Genomic DNA, 22,815 nt, shown 5'->3' with positions numbered 1-22,815 from the left:
CCACCGCAGCATGGCCGCAACGCCGACGAAGCCATCTGACGGTTAAATGCCACAACACCGCAGAGGATGGTCTGGCCCGGAGGCGACCCCGAGAAATGGGCAAAGTCCGGCATGCAGCCTCATCGTCCTGAACACGCCCCCATCGCCCGCACAGCGCTAGACCAGCATCACCTCGACGCCTTTATCTTTCAGCTGCTGAATGACATCCGGGTTGGCATCGCGGTCGGTGATCAGCACATCGATATGTTCGGCGTTGCAGAACAGCATACCCGCGCGCTGACCAAGTTTGCTGCTGTCCGTCAATACCGCCAGTTTGCCTACGTGATCCAACATTTTCTGTTCCGCCATCGCCGTCAGCATATCCATTTTGTACAACCCTTCGGCCGTGAGACCTTTGCCGCTGGTGAACATCCAATGTCCGGCATACAAGGACGAAATCTCATCCTGCGGCGCCAGGGTGATGGACTGGCTCTTGTTGTACTGCCCGCCGATGATGACGACGCCGTCATGCTCTTGCTCAATCAGATAGTTGGCCAGAGGAAAGTAGTTGGTGATGACCTGAACGTCCCGCCCGCAGATTTCCTTTCCCAGCAGAAAGGCCGTCGAGCCGCAGTTGATGACCGCGCTCTCACCCGGCTGCACCAGTCGGGCCGCGGCCTGAGCGATGCGTACTTTTTGATCGTGAGTCGAGCTGCTTTGACTGTCCAGCGGCGACCATAGCCGTCTGGTCGGCATGAGCGCCTCCGCGCCGTTGCGCACCTTGCGCACCTGCCCGGCTTCATTCAGCTTATTAATATCGCGACGCGCCGTCGCCGGAGAAATCGAGAACGCTTGCGTCAGGCTGGCCACGGTCAGATGACGTTTCTCATTCAGCAAAGCCAGAATGGCGCTGTGTCGTTGTGTTTCTGTCATTTCATGCCTGATTTATGATTATTTATGATGTCTTGTGATTGTATATCGCTGTTTTCAAAAATCAAAGCACCGGGCGGAGCCGCAGCCCCACCCGTTTGTCCTGTCGTTAATGCAATGCCAATCCTGCCTCCTGAGCCATCGCCGTCAAACGCGCCTTGGCTTGCCGCAGGTGGTCGGCCCAGTGCTCATCCTGCGCCCACATTTCAATGACCAGCGGTGCCGAATAGCGCATTCCAGCCAGCGTGCGAAAAATGGCGGGGAAGTCGACTTCCCCTTCCCCAATGCACAGGTCGCGAAACTGTCCCGGTGACTCGGCGCTCACGCGGCGCGTGTCTTTGAGGTGGATCTGGACAATATGCTCGCCGCTCATCTGCAACTCGGTACAGGTATCATAATTCCAGCCGGTGATATTGCCGACATCGGGATAGGCCATAAAGTAAGGCGAAGGCACCGCCTTCTTGAGCACCTCGAACTTGCACAGCGAATTCAGGTAAGGCGTATCCATAATCTCCACGCCGAGCATGATGCCCGCCCGCTCAGCCAGACGCGCGCTTTCGCGCATACCGTCGACAAACCACTGGTGCGTAGCTTCGCTGTGCGGCTCGTAATACACGTCATAGCCTGCCAGCTGAATACAGCGCACGCCCAGCTTGTAAGCCAGTTCAATGGCTTTACGCATGATGACCCCAGCCTTAGCCCGTACCGATGCATCGGCCGATCCAAACGGGAAACGACGGTGCGCGCTCAGGCATAAGGAGTGCACAGGCATGCCGTAGTGTTCGCACAAACGGCGCAGCCGAAAGATCTCCTCATTTCCCCAGTCCAGGCGTTGCAGGCGTTCGTCGGACTCATCGACGGACAGTTCAATGAAGTCGAACCCCAGCGTTTTGGCAGCCTGAATCTTGTGCTCCCAATCCAGCCGCGCCGGCATGGCCTTTTCGTACACGCCCAGCCGCAACGCGCCATTCGAGTTATACATCGCGCACCTCGTGACCAAAGAACGTTAGAGGAATGAGCGGAAAGGCAGCTCGGGTTCATCCGTGAAGATATCGTCGAACCCGCGCGGATGCTGGTAATGCATTTTGCCCTTGTCCGTCGGGAAGATGTATTTGCCCCCCACCTGCCAGAAGAAAGGCTGGAAGCCGTAATTCAGACGGTCTTTTTTCCTGTGCCATAGCAGCTCAATTTCGCCGGGGTCGCTCTGGAAATTCGCCCAAATATCGTGATGGAAGGGGATGACCACCTGCGTATTCAGCGACTCTGCGGCACGCAGGATATCCGACGAGGTCATTTTGTCGGTTACGCCGCGAGGGTTTTCGCCATAGGAGAGAAGCGCCACGTCGATCGTATTATCGTTGCCGTGCCGGGCGAAATAGTTGGAGTAGTGCGAGTCGCCGGAGTGATACATATTGCCGCCGCTGGTCTTCACCAGATAGTTCACCGCGCGCCGGTCCATCCCGTCCAGAATGCTTTTATCACGGGAAGACACGCCTTCAGGCAGCGTCACCAGCGCGGTGCGATCAAAGGCGTCCAGCACGTTGATGGTGATATCGCCAATCGCGATCTCCTGCCCGACCTGCGCCACGATGCAACGCTCAGCCGGCACGCCCCATCCCGTCCAAAGCTCGACACAGGCTTCGGGGCCGATGAATTTCACATGGTCGCCTGCGTTTTGCAGTACTGCCGCCGCCACGTTGATGTCGATGTGGTCAGCGTGATCGTGCGTCGCCAGCACCGCATCTATCTTCTTGATGCCAAAGGGGTCGAGAACAAACGGCGACGTACGCAGATTGGGTTGCAGCTTGCGCACGCCGCCCATGCGCATCATCTGATGCTGCTTTTTCATGTAGGGGTTGGCGTGAGTTTTCTTGCCGGTGCCGCACCAGAAGTCGATAGCGATCTGCGTGTTGCCCGCAGACTTTAACCAGATGCCGGTACAGCCCAGCCACCACATGGCGAACGTCCCTGCGGCGACCTCTTCCTGCTCGATCTCTTCGTTGAGCCAGGTTCCCCATTCGGGGAACGTGTTCAATATCCATGACTCCCGGGTAATGTCAGTTACTTTGCTCATCGTTTTATCCTTTTTCATGATTACAACAACCGCCGTCGACCGGTTTCCATGGGTCGCAGACTCTGTCACCCCCGCCCCGTGTTTTTTGTTTGCCCCAGGCGCTCATCACAAAAACGCGATCACGGTGATTGAAAATGACTATATCAACCACAAATATGATTATCAATGATTACTTTTCGCATCTATTGACGAGCTGATTTGACGGCTTTGTCACTCAAAAAATAAAACCCCCTTCACAAAAACCGACAAAATAAAGATATTAACTTGTTATTTATATTACATTTTAAGTACCAACAGACAAAAAAAATAAACTGAAGTGATAATCACAATGTACAGCTTGATCTTCGCCAGCGCTTGTTTATGATGATTGAAAATATCACAAAGAGATCACCTTATGATGATTTGTGATTCCCTTTCAATTCGACAAAGCGGCAGGAGAAGTTAAATCACACGTTGGCAGGAAAGGACGCAGGTAACAGGGATTGAGTTATCACCGTCGGGCATATGGCCCTTCACAGATACGGAGCGGCATCATGGAAACGCTATACGCTATTTTTCACATCTTCTACAGCCAGATTATGACCAAAGCGCCACTGCTGTTGGGATTGGTCACCTTTATTGGGTATCTGCTACTGCGGCGGGATATCTCCACGGTCCTGAAAGGGACGCTCAAAACCATCATCGGTTTCATGCTGGTCCAAGTGGGCGCCGATACGCTGGTCGCAGGGTTCAAACCGGTGATAGAAAAGATCGCCGAATATCATGGGTTGAGCGGCTCGGTGATTGACCCCTACACCGCCATGATGGCGACGATGTCCGTCATGGGGGATCGCTACGCCTGGGTGGGCTACACCGTTCTACTGGCGCTCGCCCTGAATATCCTGATGGTGGTGCTGCGCCGCTATACCGGTATTCGTACGATTATGCTGACGGGACACATCATGTTTCAGCAGGCTGGGCTGATAGCGATGTTTTATCTGGTGCTGGGCGCCACGATGTGGGAAACCATCGTCGCCTCCGCGGTCATCGTCGCGCTGTATTGGGGGATTTTTTCCAACATCATGTACAAGCCGACGGAGGCCGTCACCGGCGGCGCGGGCTTCTCCATCGGTCATCAGCAGCAGGCGGCGTCGTGGATCGCGACCAAAATCGCCCACCGACTGGGCGACCCCAAAGAGAGCGTCGATAATCTCAAACTTCCTCGCTGGCTGAATATTTTTCACGACAGCATCGCCGCGACCGCCATCGTCATGACCGTGTTCTTCGGCATTATCCTGCTCTCCTTTGGCCTGAAGAACCTGCAAACGATGGCCGGTTCCACCCACTGGAGTATTTATATTCTGGAAACCGGCCTGAAATTCGCCGTGGCTATTCAGATTATCGTCGTCGGCGTCCGCATGTTCGTCGCGGAACTGTCAGAAGCGTTCAAGGGCATCTCGGAGCGGGTCATTCCCAACGCCGTGCTCGCCATCGACTGCGCCGCCATCTACGCCTACTCGCCAAACGCCATGGTGTTCGGTTTTATGTGGGGCGCCGCCGGTCAGTTCGCCGCGTTACTGTTGCTACTCGCATGCCAATCCCCCATCGTCATCATTCCCGGCTTTGTGCCCATGTTCTTCTCTAACGCCACCATTGGCGTCTTCGCCAACCATTTCGGCGGCTGGAAAGCCGTGATGAAGATTTGTTTCGTGATGGGCGTCATTGAAGTGCTGGGCTCCGCCTGGGCGATTGCCTTATTCGCCCACCACGGCACGCCGCTCAACGGCTGGATGGGCATGGCCGACTGGGCGTTGCTGTTCCCCCCCATCATGCAGGGGCTGTCCTGGTCGCCGCTGTTTCTGTGCGTACTCCTGCTCGGCGCCGTCACCTATATGTTTTTCGCCGCCCGCCGTTTGCGCGCGGAAGAAGATGCCACGACGCCGACGTCGAATCTGCCTGCGGCCGAGACGGTTCCTCTCGCCGAACCCGAGCCAGTTAATGCGGAACGTGCCGTGCGCATTCTGACCGTCTGCGGCAATGGGCAGGGGTCATCCATGATGATGAAAATGAAAATCGCCAAGTTTCTGGAGCAAAGGGGCATACCGCATGTGATGGAGTCGTGCGCCGTGGCGGACTACAAATCGAAGCTCGCGATGACCGACATCATCGTCGCTTCACGCCACCTCGCGGGAGAGATGGAGCCGGGTGCGGGCAAATTCGTACTGGCCGTGCAAAACATGCTCAATCCCCAGTCGTTTGGCGACGAACTGCTCAACCTGATCAGAACGCATTTTTCCCGCTAACGTCCGGCTGAAGGATCGGCCGAGAAAGGAGCACACCATGAACTTCAAGCAATCACTGATAGACAACGACACTATCCGGCTTCAGGCCCATGCGGCCGACTGGCGGGAAGCGATTAGGATCGGTACGAGCATGCTGGAGACCGCCGGCGCGGTAGAGCCTGACTATCATGCCGCGATCGTCCGCAGCTTTGAAAAGATGGGCGCCTACTTCGTTATCGCCCCCGGCCTTGCGTTGCCGCACGCCCGACCGGAAGACGGCGTCAAACGGACGGCCTTCGCGCTGGTGACGCTGGCCACCCCCGTGCATTTCGACGGCGAGGACGAACCGGTCGATGTGCTGATCACCCTGGCGGGCAGTTCGTCCGACGAACATATCGAAGGCCTGATGGAAATCACCCAAACGCTGGAGGACGAGAGCAGCCCTACCGGCATCAACCTTGACAGACTGCGCACATGCCGCAGTAAGGACGAGGTTTACCGCGCGATCGACAATGCGCTCGCGCAGGCGGCCAACGAGGAGGGATAACAGATGTTGAGCAACTTGAAACAAGCGGTGTTGGTCGCCAATCGACAGCTGCCGCACTACCGGCTGGTCACCCTGACCTGGGGCAACGTCTCGCAGATCGATCGTCAACGCGGGCTGATCGCCATCAAACCGTCGGGGGTAAGCTACGAAGCCATGACGGCTGACGATATCGTCATCGTCGATCTGGACGGCAACGTCATCGAGGGGCGACTTCGACCTTCCAGCGATACCGCCACTCATCTGGTGCTGTACCAGGCGTTCCCTTCTCTCGGCGGCATCGTCCATACCCATTCGCGTCATGCGACGATATGGGCGCAGGCCGGTATGGATATCCCCGTATTGGGCACCACCCACGCCGACTATTTCTATGGCGATATCCCCTGCTCCCGCCCGCTGACACCAGAGGAAATTACCGACAACTATGAAAAGAACACGGGCGTGAGCATCGTAGAAACCTTTAGCAGACGGGACATCGACCCCATTGCCGTGCCGGGCGTGGTTGCCTATGGCCATGCCCCGTTCTGCTGGGGGAAGAGTGCCGAGGAAGCGGTGCATAACGCCGTCGTGTTGGAAGAGGTGGCGGCGATGGCGCTGGCGACGCGGCGACTGAATGACCATATTCGCCTCCCGCAGACGCTGTCCGACAAACACTATTTCCGCAAACACGGCGCTGACGCTTACTACGGTCAGTCTGACGCCACGATGGAATGATGATCGCGGCATCAGCCGTTTCATCGCTCATCATGATCCAGACGGCGCATGCCGCCGTCTCAACACTGAAAAAGGATTCTCATACCATGACTCAGCCCTTGTTACAGATTGCACTGGACTCCACTGACCTGCCTACCGCCGTCGAATTGGCCGCGCGCGTGGCGGGGTATGTCGACGTCATTGAAGTCGGCACCATACTAGCCTTCGCCGAAGGAATGAACGCCGTCCGCACGCTGCGCCAGCAGTATCCCGACCATATTTTGGTCTGCGATATGAAAACCACGGATGGCGGCGCCATTCTGGCAAAAATGGCCTTTGCCGCGGGCGCGGACTGGATAACGGTGTCGGCCGCGGCCCACATCGCTACGATCACCGCCTGTAAAAGCATCGCCGACGACTTCCACGGAGAAATTCAGATGGAGCTCTACGGCCACTGGACGTGGGAAGACGCGCAGTCCTGGCGAAAACTGGGCATCACGCAGGCAATCTACCACCGTTCGCGAGACGCGGAGCTGGCCGGAGTCGGCTGGACGCCTGAGGACATTCAACGCATGCATACCCTGTCGGAGATGGGATTTGAGGTGTCGATCACCGGCGGTATCGTGCCTGAGGCGTTGCAACATTTCCGAGGGATTCACGCCAAAACGTTTATCGCCGGGCGGGCGTTGGCCGGCGAAAACGGCAGCGTCATCGCCGACGCCTTGCGCCAGGAAATCGCCCGCTACTGGTAACCTTCCCGGCGTCCGCCCTTGGCTTTCCACCACGGGCGGGCATATTTCCTCAGACAGCTCACGCGCCCGCACATCGCCTTCAGAAAGCGATTTCTCGCACCGTTTTGGATATATCGATGTTTATCATCCAGATAACTCGCCGTGTCCGTCTTCTTATGCTTTGCCCGCTCAACTTCCCTTAACTCTTACCTGAATATTGCCGATAAATTGCCAAGTGAACGCAGCTCATCAGCTTACGAGCTATACATTTATTAGAGGGCGTCACGATCTTATCGCCCCCGCTTCCGGCGGGTGAACGCGTCCATTTTTTTCCATTATCCAGGAAATTGCTAACCATGACCTCCCAATCATCCCCGTTTATGTCGTCGCGCTGTGCCCACTGCGCGGACAGCCATAATCTGGGCCTCGACTTCACGATGGCGTTCCAGCCCATCGTAGACTGCGTGACCAAAAGCGTATTCGGCTACGAAGCCTTGGTCCGAGGCTGCAATAACGAGTCTGCCTTCAGCATTATTTCGCAAATCAGCAACGACAAGCGCTACGGCTTCGACCAGCTGTGCCGAATCAAGGCTATCGCGCTTGCAGCACGACTGAAGCTGTCCGGCATGCTCAGCATCAATTTTCTACCCAACGCGATTTATCGTCCCGAACGTTGCATTCGCTCCACGCTGGAAGCGGCCAGAAAGTACCAGTTCCCGATAAATAACATCATGTTCGAGTTCACTGAGAACGAGCAGGCCAATGACAGTAAGCGCATACAGACGATTATCGAATGCTACAAAAAATTGGGCTTCAAAACGGCGATCGATGACTTCGGGTCAGGTTATTCCGGACTGAGTCTGCTGGCGGATTTTCAAACCGATATCGTCAAGCTGGACATGGCGCTAATCCGCGACATTGATCAGGATAAAACACGCCAAACAATCGTTACCCATAACGTCAACATGTTGAAGTCGTTGAACATTAAAGTGCTGGGAGAGGGCATTGAAACAGAAAATGAATATCGTTTTCTTAAAGGCATCGGGATTGATCTCGCTCAGGGGTATTATTTCGCCAGACCCGGCTTCGAGTCTCTGCCGGAGGTCGATACAACCCTTATCTAGCACCGTAGAAGAGGCATTCCGTGTCAAAATTAAACCGGCTTTTACCGCGGCGACTTTGGATAATTTGTGTAGCAGGCAGGTGGCAAGAGAGCGAATCCCGATGAGCTGACCCAAGTCAGTGATTCGGGCAAGCCGGCACACCTGTAATTTGATGAACGGCAAGTACGACGCGCTTTTTGATGGTATCGCTTACCTTTCGTCCGCCTCCCCTACTTTCCTCCTGAAACTCGCGCTTAACCGACAAAACCAAACGTCGCCATCACCAGTAAAAAGACTTAAAAGACAATTAATTATCTCAAACTCACACACAAAAAACCCAATCTTGCTTTATGCAATTTAGAACAAGTTGCCCTTTAAACGACCGTTATACTGCGCACAATTACAGCGTGTCGGAGAGTTTGTCATGAAGCACTCAGAATCTGGGCATCGCCGTGACGATGCAACACAATTACTCGTACGCAAGCTGTTGAAAGCCATTGGTATCGATCAGGGACGTATCGACGCCATCTTCCAGGGCGCGCCGATGTACGCCCATGACGGCCTGCTGGATTCCGTCAACCTCATCAGCCTGATTGCCGTTCTCAGCGACCACTATGAAGCCAATGGAACGCTGACGGGCGAGCTGTTCGATCTCATGGATGAAAACGTTTTCGACGCATTTCATACTCTCGATAGCCTGACGCATTTTCTGCACGAAAGAACCTGACATGTTTGTTGATGCCCGAACCCCACCGCGATCAGGACGGAGGATGCATGATACACATCAACACCTTAGCCACCTGGGTTCCACCGGCTCGCCTCAGCGCTGAGGAAATCATTATCCAAACGGGCTATAGCCCCCGCGAAGCCAACACGTTCTGCCAACTGTTCGGCTTTCGCCGCATCGCCGCGCTGGAGGCCTCCGCCTCTCTTTATGGCGTTTTTTATCAACTCATTAGTCAATTGATGCAGCAATCCTCCGGACCTGACGTTCCCATCGACGCACTCATTTATGTGCATGGCATGCCGGCGCCGCATGGCAAACAGCCGGCGTGGCTCGCGCGGCTGAAGCAGAGTCATCCGTTCGTCAGCGATACGGCGCGCTGCGACGAACTGGCCCAACAGCACTGCGCAACCTTGTTCTGGGCGCTGGAGCGCGCCCGTCGGCTACTGGAAGACAAGCAGGCAAAACGCGTCGCCATCATCGCTGGCGAAACCTTATCGCCTTTAGGGAGCTCGCGGCGATACGTGCCGGGCTACACGCTGATTGGAGATGCATTCGCCGCGCTGCTGCTGGAGCGTGAAGGCGCTGGCTTACGGTTGGGGAAGCCCTTTCTGGGCCAGCGATCGGAATTTTATGATGGACGGAATAGCGGCCCGGAAACGAAGACGGCGTTTTATCAGGCCCACGACGACATAGTGAGGAAGGCTCTGGCAGGCGCCCAGGCCGGCGATCCCGACAGCCTGTCGCTGCTGCCCCATAACATCAACCGTATCTGTTGGCGTCGATATATGCGCCGCCGCCAGCTGCCATGCGAAGCCATCTCGCTCGACCTGTTGCCGGATATCGGTCACTGCAGCACCGTGGACCCCCTCCTGCTGCTGCCCGCCGCGCTGCCCGCCATCCGCAACGGACAGCCGCACGTGATGCTGTCCATCGGGCTGGAAGCCGCCTATGGCAGTTGCTCCGTTTACTACGGCGCGAAATGATTGGCCGATACTTCGCCCCACCCCGCACGGCGTTTACCGGGCATACTGCAATTATTCTTCACTCTCACAATTTCAGACAACAATGCCCGTGGTCACCGGGCATAATCCTTTTAAGGAAGCGTTTTCGCTGGCGTAAGCAGGCGGAAATATACAAGGATGTAATTACGTCACGGTCAGAGCGCAGGATGGCGCCATTCGAACAGGGATGAAGACGGATCGTCGCGTTATCAGCATGGATGTGGATTGTCTGCCCGTACCAGTTATTCTCATGCTCCAGCGGGATGACGGGAGATGAAAATCGGGATGGAAACGCTTTCTTTCTCTGCTGACACTCTGCGTGCATACCACTCATGGTGGTCTGTGCGTCGACACCGGAGAAAACCACGGATGCAACGCCCTTTAAGGATCGGGATATCGGCAAAGGGCGCCTTCTTCTCTCTCGTCGGTGACGGGAAACATCACGCAAGCATTGCCTTACCCTCTCTTACACACGTCTGAACTGCTCGCGACAAGGGTAATTGCGCTGCCGTCGCAAACGAGCGTCGCTCTGAGCGTTTGCCCGCATCACCCCAGCCAGTCCGTTAGCACATCCCTCTCGGTCAGGGTGGTAAACCGCCAACGCGACGTGGTCTCGTTGGACGATAAAATGCAGCAGTTGAGCGCCATGCTCGCTTCGTCAAACCAGACTTCCTCCATCTGCGCGTTCGCGAGGCGAGAGTCATCCAACACCTGAATTTGCCCGTTTTCCCGCGTCAGACAGCTGAACGAGTCCAACGGCTTGCTGAGACCAAGCCCCAGCGCCTTCAGATACGCTTCTTTACGAGTCCATAATCGAATAAAGGCCTGTGCATACGCCTCTTCATCGCCAAATTGATCCAGCCAGCGCGCTTCATCGGGATGAAAAAACCGCTTTGCCACGCCGCGTTTATGCGCGACACGCCCGCGATTTCCCTCGACATCGACCCCTACCGCGTCACCCGGTGCGATGGCGAACGCAAAAGCAGCCTCGGTGTGGGAGAGGTTGAAATGAAGTTGTGGATAGCGGGGCAGGAATGGCTTGCCTAATGGCGTACGGGCAAACACCAGCTCGTGCGGCAACGTGCGACACAACGGCGCCAGCAGGCAGCGTAGCATGCCCTCGGCGAGTTTGCTGGGGGTGAGCGTATCGTGCGGCGCCATCCGGCAGGCCAGTCGCGCCTTGGCGGATATTGCCGGTCGATCGAGCGTCTGTCGGTGGACCAAAATACACTGCGGGTCCGCCAGTTTTCGCGCGCTATGCTCAGCGCTACCACAACCATCCAACGTATTTTCGTGGCTCATCTTCACCCTCTGCGCCCGATTTATCGCGCTTTCCCTATTCCCCTTGTCCATTTTTATCCTTATGAGTCACGTCGGCTGAAAGCGATCGGTACGAGATAACACTTGTCTGATGGAAACGCATACATGGCGGTCACTTCTTTCCCCGTGATCCCAGATCGATTCGTCTATTTTTGCAGCATGACCTTTGGAAACAAGTCTTAACGAAGTCCTGTTATTTAGATCCCGAGCCCGCTTAAAACGCTATCCATTTTCGAGACGAATAATCCCAATAACGAAATGTTGCTATCCCAAAAATGGAATGCTGAGTGGAAAAACCGTTACTTATCCCGCTGAAAAAGGGCATTCCAAACATGGCACACAATTTGCGTGAGTCACCCTGTCAATGACAGCAATGACAATAATTAACAGCCCAATACCAACGCCGTTTTCAGCATTTTTAATAACCGCTCCAGGCACGGTAAATACATTTTTGGATGACACCATGAATCTACATAATGCCTACCCCCACACCTTGGATAATGAAAGCTTCAACCATAATCTTATTCAGGATATGTATCGTCGCCACCCTAACCTAAAAAAGACCTTGGAAAACAACAATAAAGCAACCAGGCTGGTAGGGATCATCGACTATATTATTGAGAATATCGGCGATAACATCACGCTGGAACAACTCGAAACTGTGAGTGGCAAATCGAAGTTCGATATCTGCCGATTATTTAATCAAGTCTATAATATTACGCCCATGCGATGGATCTGGCGCGTACGCGTCACTCTGGCGAGAGAAATTATTCATATTTCGCCTAACTGGTCTCTGACCGATATTTGCTATGCGTGTGGTTTCTCCTCGTTGCCTCATTTTTCCCGCTGCTTTACGAAAACGTATAATATTCCGCCGCTGAAATACCGGAAAACCGTCTCGTCCGACCGCGAGCCGCCCCGTTTTATTAGCAATATGAGCTTCGATATTATTTTCGGAAAACAACGTCATCTGTTTTCCCGTCATGTATTGCTGGATAACATCCACAATTTGTCTAATTAACAATCTTATTCGAATCAACGAAAAAAACCCGGCACGGAATTTTTATTGATGGAGGAAGGCACCTCGGTGAGTCGGGTTCGGAATCAGAGATGCCGTCCCATTTGACGAGGACGCCCCTGCTTTTGATGCAATCCCTGACGTTGATACGTAATTTGCCAAGAAACAGGGGTCGTTTTTATCCCTGATTGCCGATCCCGCCGCCGCTCTATATGCGATTCACGCGAAAATCAGAGGGACGGCGGCGCCAGAAGACGGCGCGATCAGCGCCTACCGCTGCAACAATGACAAAAAAGGCATACCTCGGTATGCCTTTTTCAATGCATCAGACGATAGCCCGATGATTATTTTGGGGTTTTATCCTGCAAGAGTTCGCCGCTTTCCACCTGCGGCACACCGGCGCTGCCTGTGATCAGCAGGCCGCTTTCCATGTAGCTGAACAGTTTTTCACGCGTGTCGGTGATGTCCAAATTACGCATGGTCAGCTGGCCGATACGGTCATCCGGTGAAAAGACAGAGTCGCCTTTTTCCATGGTCAGACGCTCAGCCTTATAGGTCAGATTGTCGGACACGGTGTTCAGGTAAGAGAAGTCATTGCCGCGACGCAGTTCAACGGTAACCTCGCCGGTGATTTCACGGGCGACCCAGCGCTGCAGCGCATCACGCAGCATTAACGCCTGCGGATCGAACCAACGTCCCTGATACAGCAGACGGCCTAACTGACGTCCATGAGCATGATACTGCTCAATGGTGTCTTCGTTGTGGATCCCGGTGACCAGACGCTCGTAGGCGAGGTGCAGCAGCGCCATCCCCGGCGCTTCATAGATGCCCCGGCTTTTCGCTTCGATAATGCGGTTTTCAATCTGATCGCTCATCCCGAGGCCGTGACGGCCGCCGATGCGGTTGGCTTCCAGCATCAATTCGACGTCGTCATCGAAGGTTTTGCCGTTCAGCGCAACCGGATGTCCTTGTTCAAAGCGGATGGTGACCTCTTCCGCAGGCACTTTCACGTTTTCGTCCCAGAACTTGACGCCCATGATCGGATTAACGATTTTCAGGCTGGAGTTGAGGAACTCCAGGTCCTTCGCTTCGTGTGTCGCGCCTAGCATGTTGGAGTCGGTGGAGTAAGCTTTTTCCGCCGACATTTTGTAGCTGAAGCCCGCCTCGGCCATAAACTCGGACATCTCCTGACGGCCGCCCAGTTCATTGATAAAGTCGGTATCGAGCCAGGGTTTGTAGATTTGCAATTCCGCATTGGTCAGCAGGCCGTAGCGATAAAAACGCTCGATGTCGTTGCCTTTATAGGTGCTGCCGTCGCCCCAGATATTCACGCCGTCTTCTTTCATCGCGGCCACCAGCATGGTGCCGGTCACGGCGCGGCCCAGCGGCGTGGTATTGAAGTAGGTCATACCGGCGGTGGTGTTATGGAAAGCACCACACTGGATTGCGGCGATACCCTCTGCGACCAGCTGCTTGCGGCAGTCGATCAGACGCGCATTTTCCGCGCCATATTCCTTGGCGTGACGAGGAATCGCTTCATAGTCCTCTTCGTCCGGCTGACCCAGGTTCGCGGTGTAAGCATAAGGCACCGCGCCTTTTTTACGCATCCACAGCAAAGCGGCGCTGGTGTCCAGCCCACCGGAGAAAGCGATGCCGATACGTTGACCAACCGGAAGATGCTTCAAAATCGTCGTCATAACAAAATCCCTGCTCGAGTTAGATGGCATTGAGTGTACCCACTCCAACGCCGAATTACGTAGGTTACGTCGCACTATATTGGACAAAATGCAGAAGAAGATCGCGGCGGTTCACGCGGTCGACGGCATTTTACTCGCCCACTCCACAATGAATATTTATGCAGAATATATGATTTATAATTTAAACATCTTTTCAGCCGGACAGGAAGAGACGCATTAGGATTTCGGCAAAAAATTCATGCTGGCCTGGTATCACGATCCGTTGGCGACACAGCGCCGATGTCTCTGGTCCGGATTTAGCCCTATCGTGTCCGGATCTGGCCTTCTTTCGTTTCAACGTTGGGCGCATGATAGCCAACAACATGAACGAGGAGATAAACCATGTCGCGCACTGCACTGTTAATTATTGATGTACAAGACTCTTTCTTACATCGCCCTTTCTGGCAGGAGGACGATCTCCCGGCATTTAAGGAAGCGCTGCTGCGCCTGATCGATGGCTGTAAACGGCAAAATGTCGCGCGGGTGGATGTGTTTCACGTCGCGACAGAGGGGCCTTTCTCGCTGGAGTCAGGCTTCGTCACACGGCAGCGTTTTCCTCATCATCGGCCAGAAAAACAAGTCTACCAACACATGCACAATGCCCTGACTGACAAAGACTGCATGATGGATTGCCGCAGGAAAATATTCACCGTCTGTTCATCTGCGGCATGCGCACCGAATAGTGCTGCGAACCCACCGCGCGCAGAATTTGCTGGCTGCGACTCCAAAATCCTCATGGCCGTTGGGTCAACCGGCGGACCGTGCGCGAGTGTCACGAGCAGCTGCGGCTTACCGTGGCGGAACAGCGTATCAGGCAAGGCATCGGCGTGGAAAAAGCAGCCTTGCTGGCCGGCTTTTCCTCGGCGCGTCAGCTGCGCCGGGCTCAGTCGCGTCAGGCCTAGCTCACCAAACGGCGACGGTCGATGCGCTGTAGCCCCAACGAAAACAGCAGACCGACCGCCAGCGCCATCGCAAAGACGTAAAAAATATCCGCCACCGGCGCATTTTCGAGCGCCAGTTGATGCGTGCGCAAATAGTGGATCACCAGCGCATGAACGCCGTAAATCGCCAGAGAGTGACGTGCTATCAACGCCAGTCCCGGCAAGGGTGCCGCGTTGAGGTAATATTTTCCACTGACCAACAGACCGGAAGCGGCCAGAAACACCAGCGGTCCGCAGTAGAGATAATAGGTCTGATCGAAGTCGCCGTTGACGAGCGTCAGATGACGCGTCCCCAGCGTCACCAGCGCTGCCCCCAATACGAAGACGCCGAACGCCACGCGCGCCGCCCAGCGAGGAATCCTCATCATCCCGACGATCCTGCCGGTAATGGCGTACAGCAGGTAATAGATGGTATCGCCGAACATATACAGGTTCACCGGCAGCATCTGATGCTGACCGTCCATCAGCGCGGGCATATTGGGATTGGCGACGACCACCAGCAGTACGATCGCTGCCGCCAGCGCATAACCCGACGCCTGACGCACTTTAATCAGCGGAGAAAACAGGTAAATGATGGTGATGGCGTAGAAAAACCACAGGTGATAGAACACGGGTTTTTGCAGACTGTCTCGGAGCGCCAGCCAAGGATTGATGGGCGTGAGCCACGCCATATAACACAGCGCCAACAGGCTGTAGAACAGGAGACAGCAGCCGATGCGCAGATAGTGTTTCCCCTGCGCCTGTCGCTCTCCAAAAAACAGGTAGCCTGAGATCATGAAAAATAACGGCACGCAGACGCGAGAGGCGGAATCCAGCAGATTGGCGACGTCCCAATGGACCTTCCCAACGGCGCTGCCGTCGGTGACATACCCTGCGGCGCTGTGGACCATCACCACCATCAAGCACGCTATCGCCCGCAGGTTGTCCACCCAGCCGATCCTGTCGGTCATCCACGCCCTCGCCCTATTTTTTATCCAATAATAAACAGATTATAGGGTGCCCCGCGGCAACTCAATGCGATTGAGGGGAAATGTCTACAGATAAACGACAGGGCCGCCGAGGCAGCCCTGTTCACTTAACGTGGCACCCTTTTTTAACCTAAAACAGGCCCATGGGTTTGTCGGAGTAGCTGACCAACAGGCATTTGGTCTGTTGATAGTGTTCCAGCATCATTTTGTGGTTTTCCCGCCCGATGCCGGACTGTTTGTAACCGCCGAACGCGGCGTGCGCCGGATAGGCGTGGTAGCAGTTGGTCCACACGCGTCCGGCCTGGATGCCGCGCCCCATGCGGTACGTGATGTTCGCATTACGGCTCCATACGCCCGCGCCCAGCCCATAAGGAGAGTCATTGGCGATCTCCAATGCGTCATCCAGCGTTTTGAAGGTCGTCACGGCCAGCACAGGCCCGAAGATCTCTTCCTGGAATACCCGCATGTTGTTGCTGCCTTGCAAAATCGTCGGCTCCAGATAGTAGCCCTCGGTCAGATCGCCGTTGAATGACTTGCGATGCCCGCCAGTCAGTACTTGTGCGCCCTCTTTCTTACCGATATCGATATAATTGAGGATTGTGTCCAGCTGTCCCGACGACACCTGCGCGCCCATCATGGTGTGGGCGTCCAGCGGGTTGCCGACGCGGATGGATTCCACCCGCTTGATGGCGCGCTCCATAAAGCGCTCATAGATAGACTCCTGCACCAGCGCGCGGCTCGGACAGGTACAGACTTCACCTTGGTTGAAGGCGAATAGCGAGAATCCCTCCAGCACTTTGTCGAAGAAGCTGTCCTCTTTGTCCATGACGTCGGCAAAGAAGATATTGGGGGATTTTCCGCCCAGCTCCAACGTCACCGGAATGACATTCTTTGCTGCATAGCCCATGATCTGCTGGCCGACTTCGGTCGAGCCGGTGAAGGCGACCTTGGCGATCCGCGGCGATGTCGCCAGATATTCGCCGATCTGCCCCCCGGCGCCGTTAACCACGTTGATCACGCCCGGCGGCAGCAGATCCTGAATGATCTCCATCATCAACAGGACCGAGAGCGGAGTCAGTTTGGCGGGCTTCAGTACGATACAGTTGCCTGCCGCCAGCGCCGGCGCCATTTTCCAGCACGCCATCAGCAGCGGAAAATTCCAGGGAATAATCTGACCGACCACACCGAGCGGCTCGTGGAAATGGTAGGCCACAGTGTCGTGATCGATTTCGCTAATCGCGCCTTCCTGCGCCCGGATACAGGCGGCGAAGTAGCGGAAGTGATCGATGCCGAGAGGAATATCGGCATTGCGGGTTTCGCGGATCGGTTTGCCGTTATCCCAGGTTTCGGCGTTCGCCAGCAGATCGATATTCTCTTCCATGCGATCGGCAATGCGGTTCAGGATCTGCGCGCGTTCGGCAGCCGACAGCGCGGCCCAGCCGGCTTTGGCTTCATGCGCAGCATCCAACGCCAAATCTACATCGCGGGTATTCGAGCTGGCGACTTCGCACAACGGTTGTCCAGTAACGGGCGTCAGGTTGACATAATATTCCCCGCTGGACGGAGGCACCCAGCGCCGCCGATAAAGTTTTCGTAACGTTTTTTCAGGCTGACATCGAAGCCGTAGGCTCCAGGCGAAACACGGCTTGAGCTAGAACTGGAAGAGGTGTCGTAGGTCATTTCTGTCTCCTTTGTAGGCTGTTGCTGTGGACTGAGCGCTGTATTCGCAGTGACGACGCACGGCCAGCTGATACAGAACGGTATGCTTACCTAAACAGAAAATCGTTGGACTCATCCTAGAGGATGTTAATCAATTGTGATAGACACAGGCGGTCCGAAAAAGACGGGAATTCGATTCAGCGCTCATTTTTAGGCAACGAATGGAACCTAATGCGAAACAGTGCATCCTATGTCGCTAGGCCGATTCGCCATCACCCGCGGGGGAGATAACATTCGCGTCCCGCCGCATGCGGTGAAATACTGACGTCACGACCTCACATCACGACCGCAGGAGTAGGGGTGAAAAACAACCATTCTCAGCATGGAGATACGCAGGCTCCCTTGATCGGAGCCAGTCAGCGCACCATCTGGCATCATGATGCCTTGGCGGAGTCTCGTCGCGACTGGCTGGCGGAAGAGGTGCCGGTAGCCCTGGTCTACAACGGCATATCACACGTGGTGATGATGGCCTCGCCCAAAGATCTGGAGGCGTTCGCGCTGGGTTTTTCACTGTCGGAAGGCATTATTCAGTCGCCGAACGACATCTACGGCATCGACGTCGTGCCAGTTTGTCACGGCATAGAAGTTCAGATTGAACTTTCCAGCCGTCGTTTTGCCGGGCTGAAAGCCAGACGCCGCGCAATGGAAGGCCGTACCGGCTGCGGCGTCTGCGGCGTCGAACAGTTAGAGGAGATCGGCAGGCCGATAGCACCGCTCCCCTTTACCCAAACGTTTTCACTGTCGCGGCTGGTGTCTGCGCTGACCCGATTGGCGGATGTTCAGGTCGTCGGACAGCGGACCGGCTGCACCCATGCCGCCGCCTGGATTTCGCCGGAAGGCTCGGTGTTGGGTGGGTGCGAGGATGTCGGCCGACACGTCGCGCTGGATAAACTGCTGGGGATGCGCGCTCGTCAGCCCTGGCAGCAGGGCGCAGCGTTGGTGTCCAGCCGCGCCAGCTATGAAATGGTGCAAAAATCCGCGCTCTGCGGCGTAGAAATCCTCTTCGCCGTCTCCGCCGCCACCGCGCTGGCCGTCGACGTCGCTCAACGCAGCCAGCTCACCCTGGTGGGATTTTGTCGTCCGGGGCGCGCGACGGTCTACACCCATCCTCAGCGCCTGCGCGACTAACCGCTTAGACCAATTGGTTGTTAAGCCCAACCATTCCCTTATAAGTGACTGTTGAAAAAGGATTAAAATCAGGACGGAACGGCAGAAAGCCAAGAATAACCATTTTCAATATCATTTAATTAACTATAATGAACCTCATGCTTACGCGGGACTAACAAACCAAGTGCCGCTCCATCTATACCAATGCACGCCAACTATGGAGATGCAAAATATGAGTTACACACTGCCATCCCTGCCCTATGCCTATGACGCACTGGAACCGCATTTCGACAAGCAAACGATGGAAATCCATCACAGCAAACATCACCAGACCTACGTCAACAACAGCAACGCCGCGTTAGAATCTCTGCCGGAATTCGCGAAACTGTCTCCGGAAGAGCTGATCACCAAACTGGATCAGGTCCCGGCTGATAAGAAAACCGCGCTGCGCAACAATGTGGGCGGCCATGCCAACCACAGCCTGTTCTGGAAAGGCCTGAAGCTGGACACGACGCTGACTGGCGATCTGAAAGCCGCCATCGAACGCGATTTCGGCAGCGTTGACGCCTTCAAAGAAACTTTTGAGAAAGCAGCGGCAACCCGTTTCGGCTCTGGCTGGGCCTGGCTGGTGCTGAAAGACGACGGCAAACTGGCGGTCGTTTCTACGGCTAACCAGGATAGCCCGCTGATGGGTGAAGCCATCTCCGGCGCATCCGGCTACCCGATCATCGCTCTCGATGTGTGGGAACATGCCTACTACCTGAAATTCCAGAATCGCCGCCCGGACTACATCAAAGCGTTCTGGAGTGTCGTCAACTGGGACGAAGCCGCAAAACGCTTTGCCGAAGCAAAAAAATAATCTGCCAGATAGATAACCTGCGCGACTAAGCGCGAGCTTATCCCCCGACCCGGAATAACCTTAATTATTCCGGGTTTTTTATTTCCGTTTTCCATCCATTAATCACGAAGTAAATAGTAAAGCTTTCATTTACTATGCCGATAATTTTCTCGAGTCCTCTTTGATTATTTTCCCCCATCCTGTACAGGCCGAGGGAGATATTCTTGTGGCTAAAAAAAAATAGCAAATCAACACATTAGGGATCTCCCTTAATGACTGAGTTCATTAATAATGGAAGAGTAAAATGGCGATTAAAATAGAAAATATAAAGGTAGGCAAGAAGTTAGGATTAGGCTTCTCTCTAATTTTAGCGCTAACCCTCCTTATAGCGGCCGTTGGCATGATGTACATCGGAACCCTGACAGATCGCTTCGATAAAGCGACTTTTAGCGCTCAGATCAACGATGAAGTCAATCAGGCCCGCTATTATCGTGTCCTGTATAGCGTGGGGTACAACCCTGACGCCATCAAAAACAACAGCAAACACATTAACAACATCGTCAATTTAGTCGGCGAAGCAAAAAATAAGTCTTGGTATTTAGACTACGAAGACCGTTTGCAAAAAATATCTGACGCCATTGCCGAATATCAGAAAAAACAAAAAGATTATGTGGATGCGGTAAATAAAAAGGATCAGATAAGACATAGCTGGAATATCTCTGACACACAAACCGCGTTAAATGCATTTGAGCAACAGATTAAAAATGAAGGTAATTTTCCGCTACAACTCCAATTAGCCAATCTCGATCTCAAACTCACCAACATCCGCTATCAGGCCCGCGGCCTATTGCTCACCCTAAATCAGGATGCGGAGAAGTCGCTCATCGCCGCGCAGGAGGACGCCGAACAAACGCTGAACCAGTTGATCCAGACGCAACCTGATGACCGTAAAGCACAGTTGGCTCCGATCGTCACATCGCTATCAAACTACAAATCCCAGGTGCTGGCCTATCTTCCGGCTTACCAGGAAGAGCTGAAACAGGTTGATTTACTCGGCGTACAGGCTGACAACTTGATTTCACAGGTTACCGGCATGGTGGAGAACGAAACCCTCGCGACCCGGAAAGACATCAACGGAGCTACGCTGTGGCTGTCCCTGACGGCGCTAATCACGCTATTGCTGGGTATCGCCATCGCCCTGTATATCTCTCGCCAGATTACACAGCCCTTGAATCAGACCGTCGGTATCGCCGAAAGCATTGCTGCCGGCGACCTCACCATGCCGATCGCCACAACCCGTCGTGACGAGCTTGGGATGCTGCTGAACGCAATGGCGAAGATGAAGGCCAACCTGCACAACATCATTGACGATATTCGTCTGGGCGTTAGCCAAATCAACACCGCCGCCCGAGAAATCGTAGCAGGCAACGACGATCTGTCTTCCCGCACGGAGTCTCAGGCGGCCGCAGTGGAAGAAACCGCCGCCAGCATGGAACAGCTGACATCAACCGTGAAACAGAACGCCGGCAACGCCCATCACGCCAATAAACTGGTACTGGACGCCACCCAGACCGCGCAGTCCGGCGGCAAACTGGTGGAAGAAGTGGTCAAGACCATGTCTGAAATAGAAGGCAGCTCGAAACGCATTGCTGAAATCACTTCCGTGATCAACGGCATCGCCTTCCAGACAAATATTCTGGCGCTCAACGCCGCGGTCGAAGCCGCTCGCGCCGGTGAACAAGGCAGAGGATTCGCCGTGGTCGCCGGCGAAGTGCGTAATCTGGCACAGCGCAGTTCTCAGGCGGCAAAAGAGATTGAAGGGCTGATCTCCACCTCCGTGAATCAGGTCGGTCACGGCGCGAGACTGGTGAACGATGCAGGGAAAACGATGCACGACATCGTGACCTCGGTCACGCACGTCCATGACATCATGGGCGAAATAGCGGTGGCTTCGGATGAGCAAAGCCGTGGAATTGCGCAGGTTAATGAAGCCATCGTGGATATGGACAGCAGCACGCAGCAGAATGCCGCGTTAGTTCAGGAGTCCACCGCCGCCGCTAGCTCGCTGGAAGAACAGGCGATTGTGTTGTCCAACGCCATTGCGGTCTTCCATCTGTCCAGTACGCAGGAGCAGGAAAGCAACGGGCAGCAGGCGCTGACCCGCGGTCATGCACAACAGCTGACCTACAACCCGTAATATCACGGCCCGGCAACGCCGGAAGCGCGAGTCTCTTCGACGGGCTAAGAAAATCCTCTCAGCCCGTCATTCACCCTTAACGCGCAGCAATCAGCGGCTGCGCCTTCAAGATCGTCGCCAGATTCTGCTGCTGCGAAGAAAGCTGCGTCATCATGCCGTTGTACTGGTCGACCTGCGCCTGCGTCTGGAACTGCACGGCATTGCCGTTAAACGTCACCTGAGCGCCCTGCGTTTGCAGATAGTCGCCGACCTGCACCAGCGTCTGCGCAAAGGAGATACTGACCGGCACCACCGCAGCGACGGCCGTCGCTGGTTTCGTCACCACGCGCTCATACACTCGGTTATAAACCGCCTGAACGTCTTCCGGCTGCTTCAGCGCGCGTCGGGCATTGTCCGCCTGCACTTTGGCGGTCTGCGTCTGCTGACTGAGCAGATTCAAAGCGCCGGTGCTTTGACGCAGATTTTCCCTCTCAGTCAGGTAATCCTGCGGCACGCGAATGCGTGCGACCTGCTCCAGCATCGGCGTTAAGCTGCCCGCCAGCGCCTGATCCAACTGCTGACCAAAGCCCGTCAGAATCGCGTAATCCTGCGCATAACGACCGAAACTCTGCTTTTGCTGGTCCGTCAATCCCGGCAGCTGACGCCCCGGCTCCTGTTCCACACCCTGCAAGAATGCGTTGAACGCCTGGCGCTGCTCTTTGTCTTTATCACCACAGGCCGCCAGTTGCAGCGTCATCAAAACCATAATCACCGGCATCAGCCAGCGCGAACGGATATCCGCCAACATGTCTACTACTCCTGTTTTTTGTTTCGCCGTCTTGCTTGTAGAAGGTTACCCCAATAAGCATAGCTGAACGGCTTTCCCGCAAGATGAAAAACAGCACGCATAATCTGGCTGTTCTCCCCGTAGAGGCTGCGGTGAGATACC

The 22,815-nt window shown here is 55.0% G+C and carries 19 protein-coding genes and 1 pseudogene; 12 read left to right on the top strand and 8 right to left on the bottom strand.

Annotation, left to right across the window (positions count from 1 at the left end; genetic code table 11):
* Positions 1-156: 156 nt before the first annotated feature.
* From ulaR to ulaG, 3 genes are all read right to left on the bottom strand, one after another.
* Positions 157-912: an HTH-type transcriptional regulator UlaR gene (ulaR, locus tag AU511_RS10180; RefSeq protein ID WP_094109580.1), complete on the bottom strand. Its 756-nt coding sequence runs from the start codon at positions 910-912 to the stop codon at positions 157-159.
* A 106-nt stretch (positions 913-1,018) separates the two neighbouring features.
* Complete coding sequence (locus tag AU511_RS10175) at positions 1,019-1,891, bottom strand: L-ribulose-5-phosphate 3-epimerase (RefSeq protein ID WP_094109579.1); 873 nt, start codon at positions 1,889-1,891, stop codon at positions 1,019-1,021.
* A gap of 24 nt (positions 1,892-1,915) precedes the next feature.
* Positions 1,916-2,983 carry an L-ascorbate 6-phosphate lactonase gene (gene ulaG / locus AU511_RS10170; RefSeq protein WP_094100114.1) on the bottom strand — a complete coding sequence of 356 codons (1,068 nt, stop codon included), beginning with the start codon at positions 2,981-2,983 and terminating at the stop codon, positions 1,916-1,918.
* A gap of 533 nt (positions 2,984-3,516) precedes the next feature.
* On the opposite strand from ulaG, the gene AU511_RS10165 reads away from it, so the two are divergent.
* From AU511_RS10165 to AU511_RS10135, 7 genes are all read left to right on the top strand, one after another.
* Positions 3,517-5,265 (top strand): PTS ascorbate-specific subunit IIBC, encoded by a 1,749-nt coding sequence (locus tag AU511_RS10165; RefSeq protein WP_094109578.1) that lies wholly within the window; start codon positions 3,517-3,519, stop codon positions 5,263-5,265.
* A gap of 37 nt (positions 5,266-5,302) precedes the next feature.
* A complete protein-coding gene (locus AU511_RS10160; RefSeq protein WP_094109577.1) occupies positions 5,303-5,791 on the top strand; it encodes a PTS sugar transporter subunit IIA in 489 nt (162 codons plus the stop codon).
* A gap of 6 nt (positions 5,792-5,797) precedes the next feature.
* A complete protein-coding gene (locus tag AU511_RS10155; RefSeq protein WP_205756445.1) occupies positions 5,798-6,502 on the top strand; it encodes an L-ribulose-5-phosphate 4-epimerase in 705 nt (234 codons plus the stop codon).
* A gap of 86 nt (positions 6,503-6,588) precedes the next feature.
* Positions 6,589-7,233 (top strand): 3-keto-L-gulonate-6-phosphate decarboxylase UlaD, encoded by a 645-nt coding sequence (locus AU511_RS10150; RefSeq protein WP_094109594.1) that lies wholly within the window; start codon positions 6,589-6,591, stop codon positions 7,231-7,233.
* A 335-nt stretch (positions 7,234-7,568) separates the two neighbouring features.
* A complete protein-coding gene (locus AU511_RS10145) occupies positions 7,569-8,336 on the top strand; it encodes an EAL domain-containing protein (RefSeq protein ID WP_094100039.1) in 768 nt (255 codons plus the stop codon).
* Between the two features lie 403 nt (positions 8,337-8,739).
* On the top strand, positions 8,740-9,042 hold the full coding sequence (locus AU511_RS10140) for a hypothetical protein (protein ID WP_094100038.1): 303 nt from the start codon (positions 8,740-8,742) through the stop codon (positions 9,040-9,042).
* Between the two features lie 47 nt (positions 9,043-9,089).
* Positions 9,090-10,025, top strand: a complete 936-nt coding sequence (locus AU511_RS10135) for a beta-ketoacyl-[acyl-carrier-protein] synthase family protein (RefSeq protein ID WP_094100037.1) — start codon at positions 9,090-9,092, stop codon at positions 10,023-10,025.
* 564 nt (positions 10,026-10,589) lie between these two features.
* Here the strand turns inward: AU511_RS10135 and AU511_RS10130 are convergent.
* Positions 10,590-11,345, bottom strand: a complete 756-nt coding sequence (locus tag AU511_RS10130) for a 4'-phosphopantetheinyl transferase family protein (RefSeq protein ID WP_167372017.1) — start codon at positions 11,343-11,345, stop codon at positions 10,590-10,592.
* A gap of 481 nt (positions 11,346-11,826) precedes the next feature.
* Between AU511_RS10130 and AU511_RS10125 the strand changes: the two genes are divergently transcribed.
* Positions 11,827-12,384: a helix-turn-helix transcriptional regulator gene (locus tag AU511_RS10125; RefSeq protein WP_026738497.1), complete on the top strand. Its 558-nt coding sequence runs from the start codon at positions 11,827-11,829 to the stop codon at positions 12,382-12,384.
* A 341-nt stretch (positions 12,385-12,725) separates the two neighbouring features.
* Here the strand turns inward: AU511_RS10125 and argG are convergent, their stop codons facing one another.
* Positions 12,726-14,078: an argininosuccinate synthase gene (gene argG / locus AU511_RS10120; RefSeq protein WP_094109574.1), complete on the bottom strand. Its 1,353-nt coding sequence runs from the start codon at positions 14,076-14,078 to the stop codon at positions 12,726-12,728.
* A gap of 800 nt (positions 14,079-14,878) precedes the next feature.
* Between argG and AU511_RS17110 the strand changes: the two genes are divergently transcribed.
* Positions 14,879-15,019: a hypothetical protein gene (locus AU511_RS17110; protein ID WP_205756443.1), complete on the top strand. Its 141-nt coding sequence runs from the start codon at positions 14,879-14,881 to the stop codon at positions 15,017-15,019.
* On the opposite strand, the gene AU511_RS10115 is transcribed toward AU511_RS17110, so the two are convergent.
* A complete protein-coding gene (locus AU511_RS10115) occupies positions 15,016-16,008 on the bottom strand; it encodes an acyltransferase (RefSeq protein ID WP_094109573.1) in 993 nt (330 codons plus the stop codon). The genes AU511_RS17110 and AU511_RS10115 overlap by 4 nt on opposite strands.
* A 148-nt stretch (positions 16,009-16,156) precedes the next feature.
* Positions 16,157-17,706: pseudogene (gene exaC, locus AU511_RS10110) on the bottom strand (acetaldehyde dehydrogenase ExaC).
* A gap of 339 nt (positions 17,707-18,045) precedes the next feature.
* Between exaC and fdhD the strand changes: the two are divergent.
* The 3 genes from fdhD to AU511_RS10095 all read left to right on the top strand — a co-directional run bounded on the left by fdhD (position 18,046) and on the right by AU511_RS10095 (position 21,887).
* Positions 18,046-18,873, top strand: coding sequence for a formate dehydrogenase accessory sulfurtransferase FdhD (gene fdhD, locus AU511_RS10105; RefSeq protein WP_094109572.1), 828 nt, complete (start codon positions 18,046-18,048; stop codon positions 18,871-18,873).
* 211 nt (positions 18,874-19,084) lie between these two features.
* The gene (gene sodA, locus AU511_RS10100; RefSeq protein ID WP_026738504.1) at positions 19,085-19,711 is read left to right on the top strand and encodes a superoxide dismutase [Mn]; all 627 of its coding nucleotides are present in this window, start codon (positions 19,085-19,087) and stop codon (positions 19,709-19,711) included.
* 283 nt (positions 19,712-19,994) lie between these two features.
* Positions 19,995-21,887: a methyl-accepting chemotaxis protein gene (locus AU511_RS10095; protein WP_094109571.1), complete on the top strand. Its 1,893-nt coding sequence runs from the start codon at positions 19,995-19,997 to the stop codon at positions 21,885-21,887.
* A 76-nt stretch (positions 21,888-21,963) separates the two neighbouring features.
* Here AU511_RS10095 and AU511_RS10090 read toward each other — a convergent pair whose 3' ends face one another.
* Positions 21,964-22,674, bottom strand: a complete 711-nt coding sequence (locus AU511_RS10090; protein ID WP_094109570.1) for a DUF3053 domain-containing protein — start codon at positions 22,672-22,674, stop codon at positions 21,964-21,966.
* Positions 22,675-22,815: the final 141 nt, after the last annotated feature.

The sequence above is a fragment of the Lonsdalea iberica genome (genome assembly GCF_002111585.1).
Taxonomy (GTDB): domain Bacteria; phylum Pseudomonadota; class Gammaproteobacteria; order Enterobacterales; family Enterobacteriaceae; genus Lonsdalea; species Lonsdalea iberica.
Note: the sequence above shows the minus strand (reverse complement) of the source record. Positions and strands in the feature narration are given on the sequence as shown.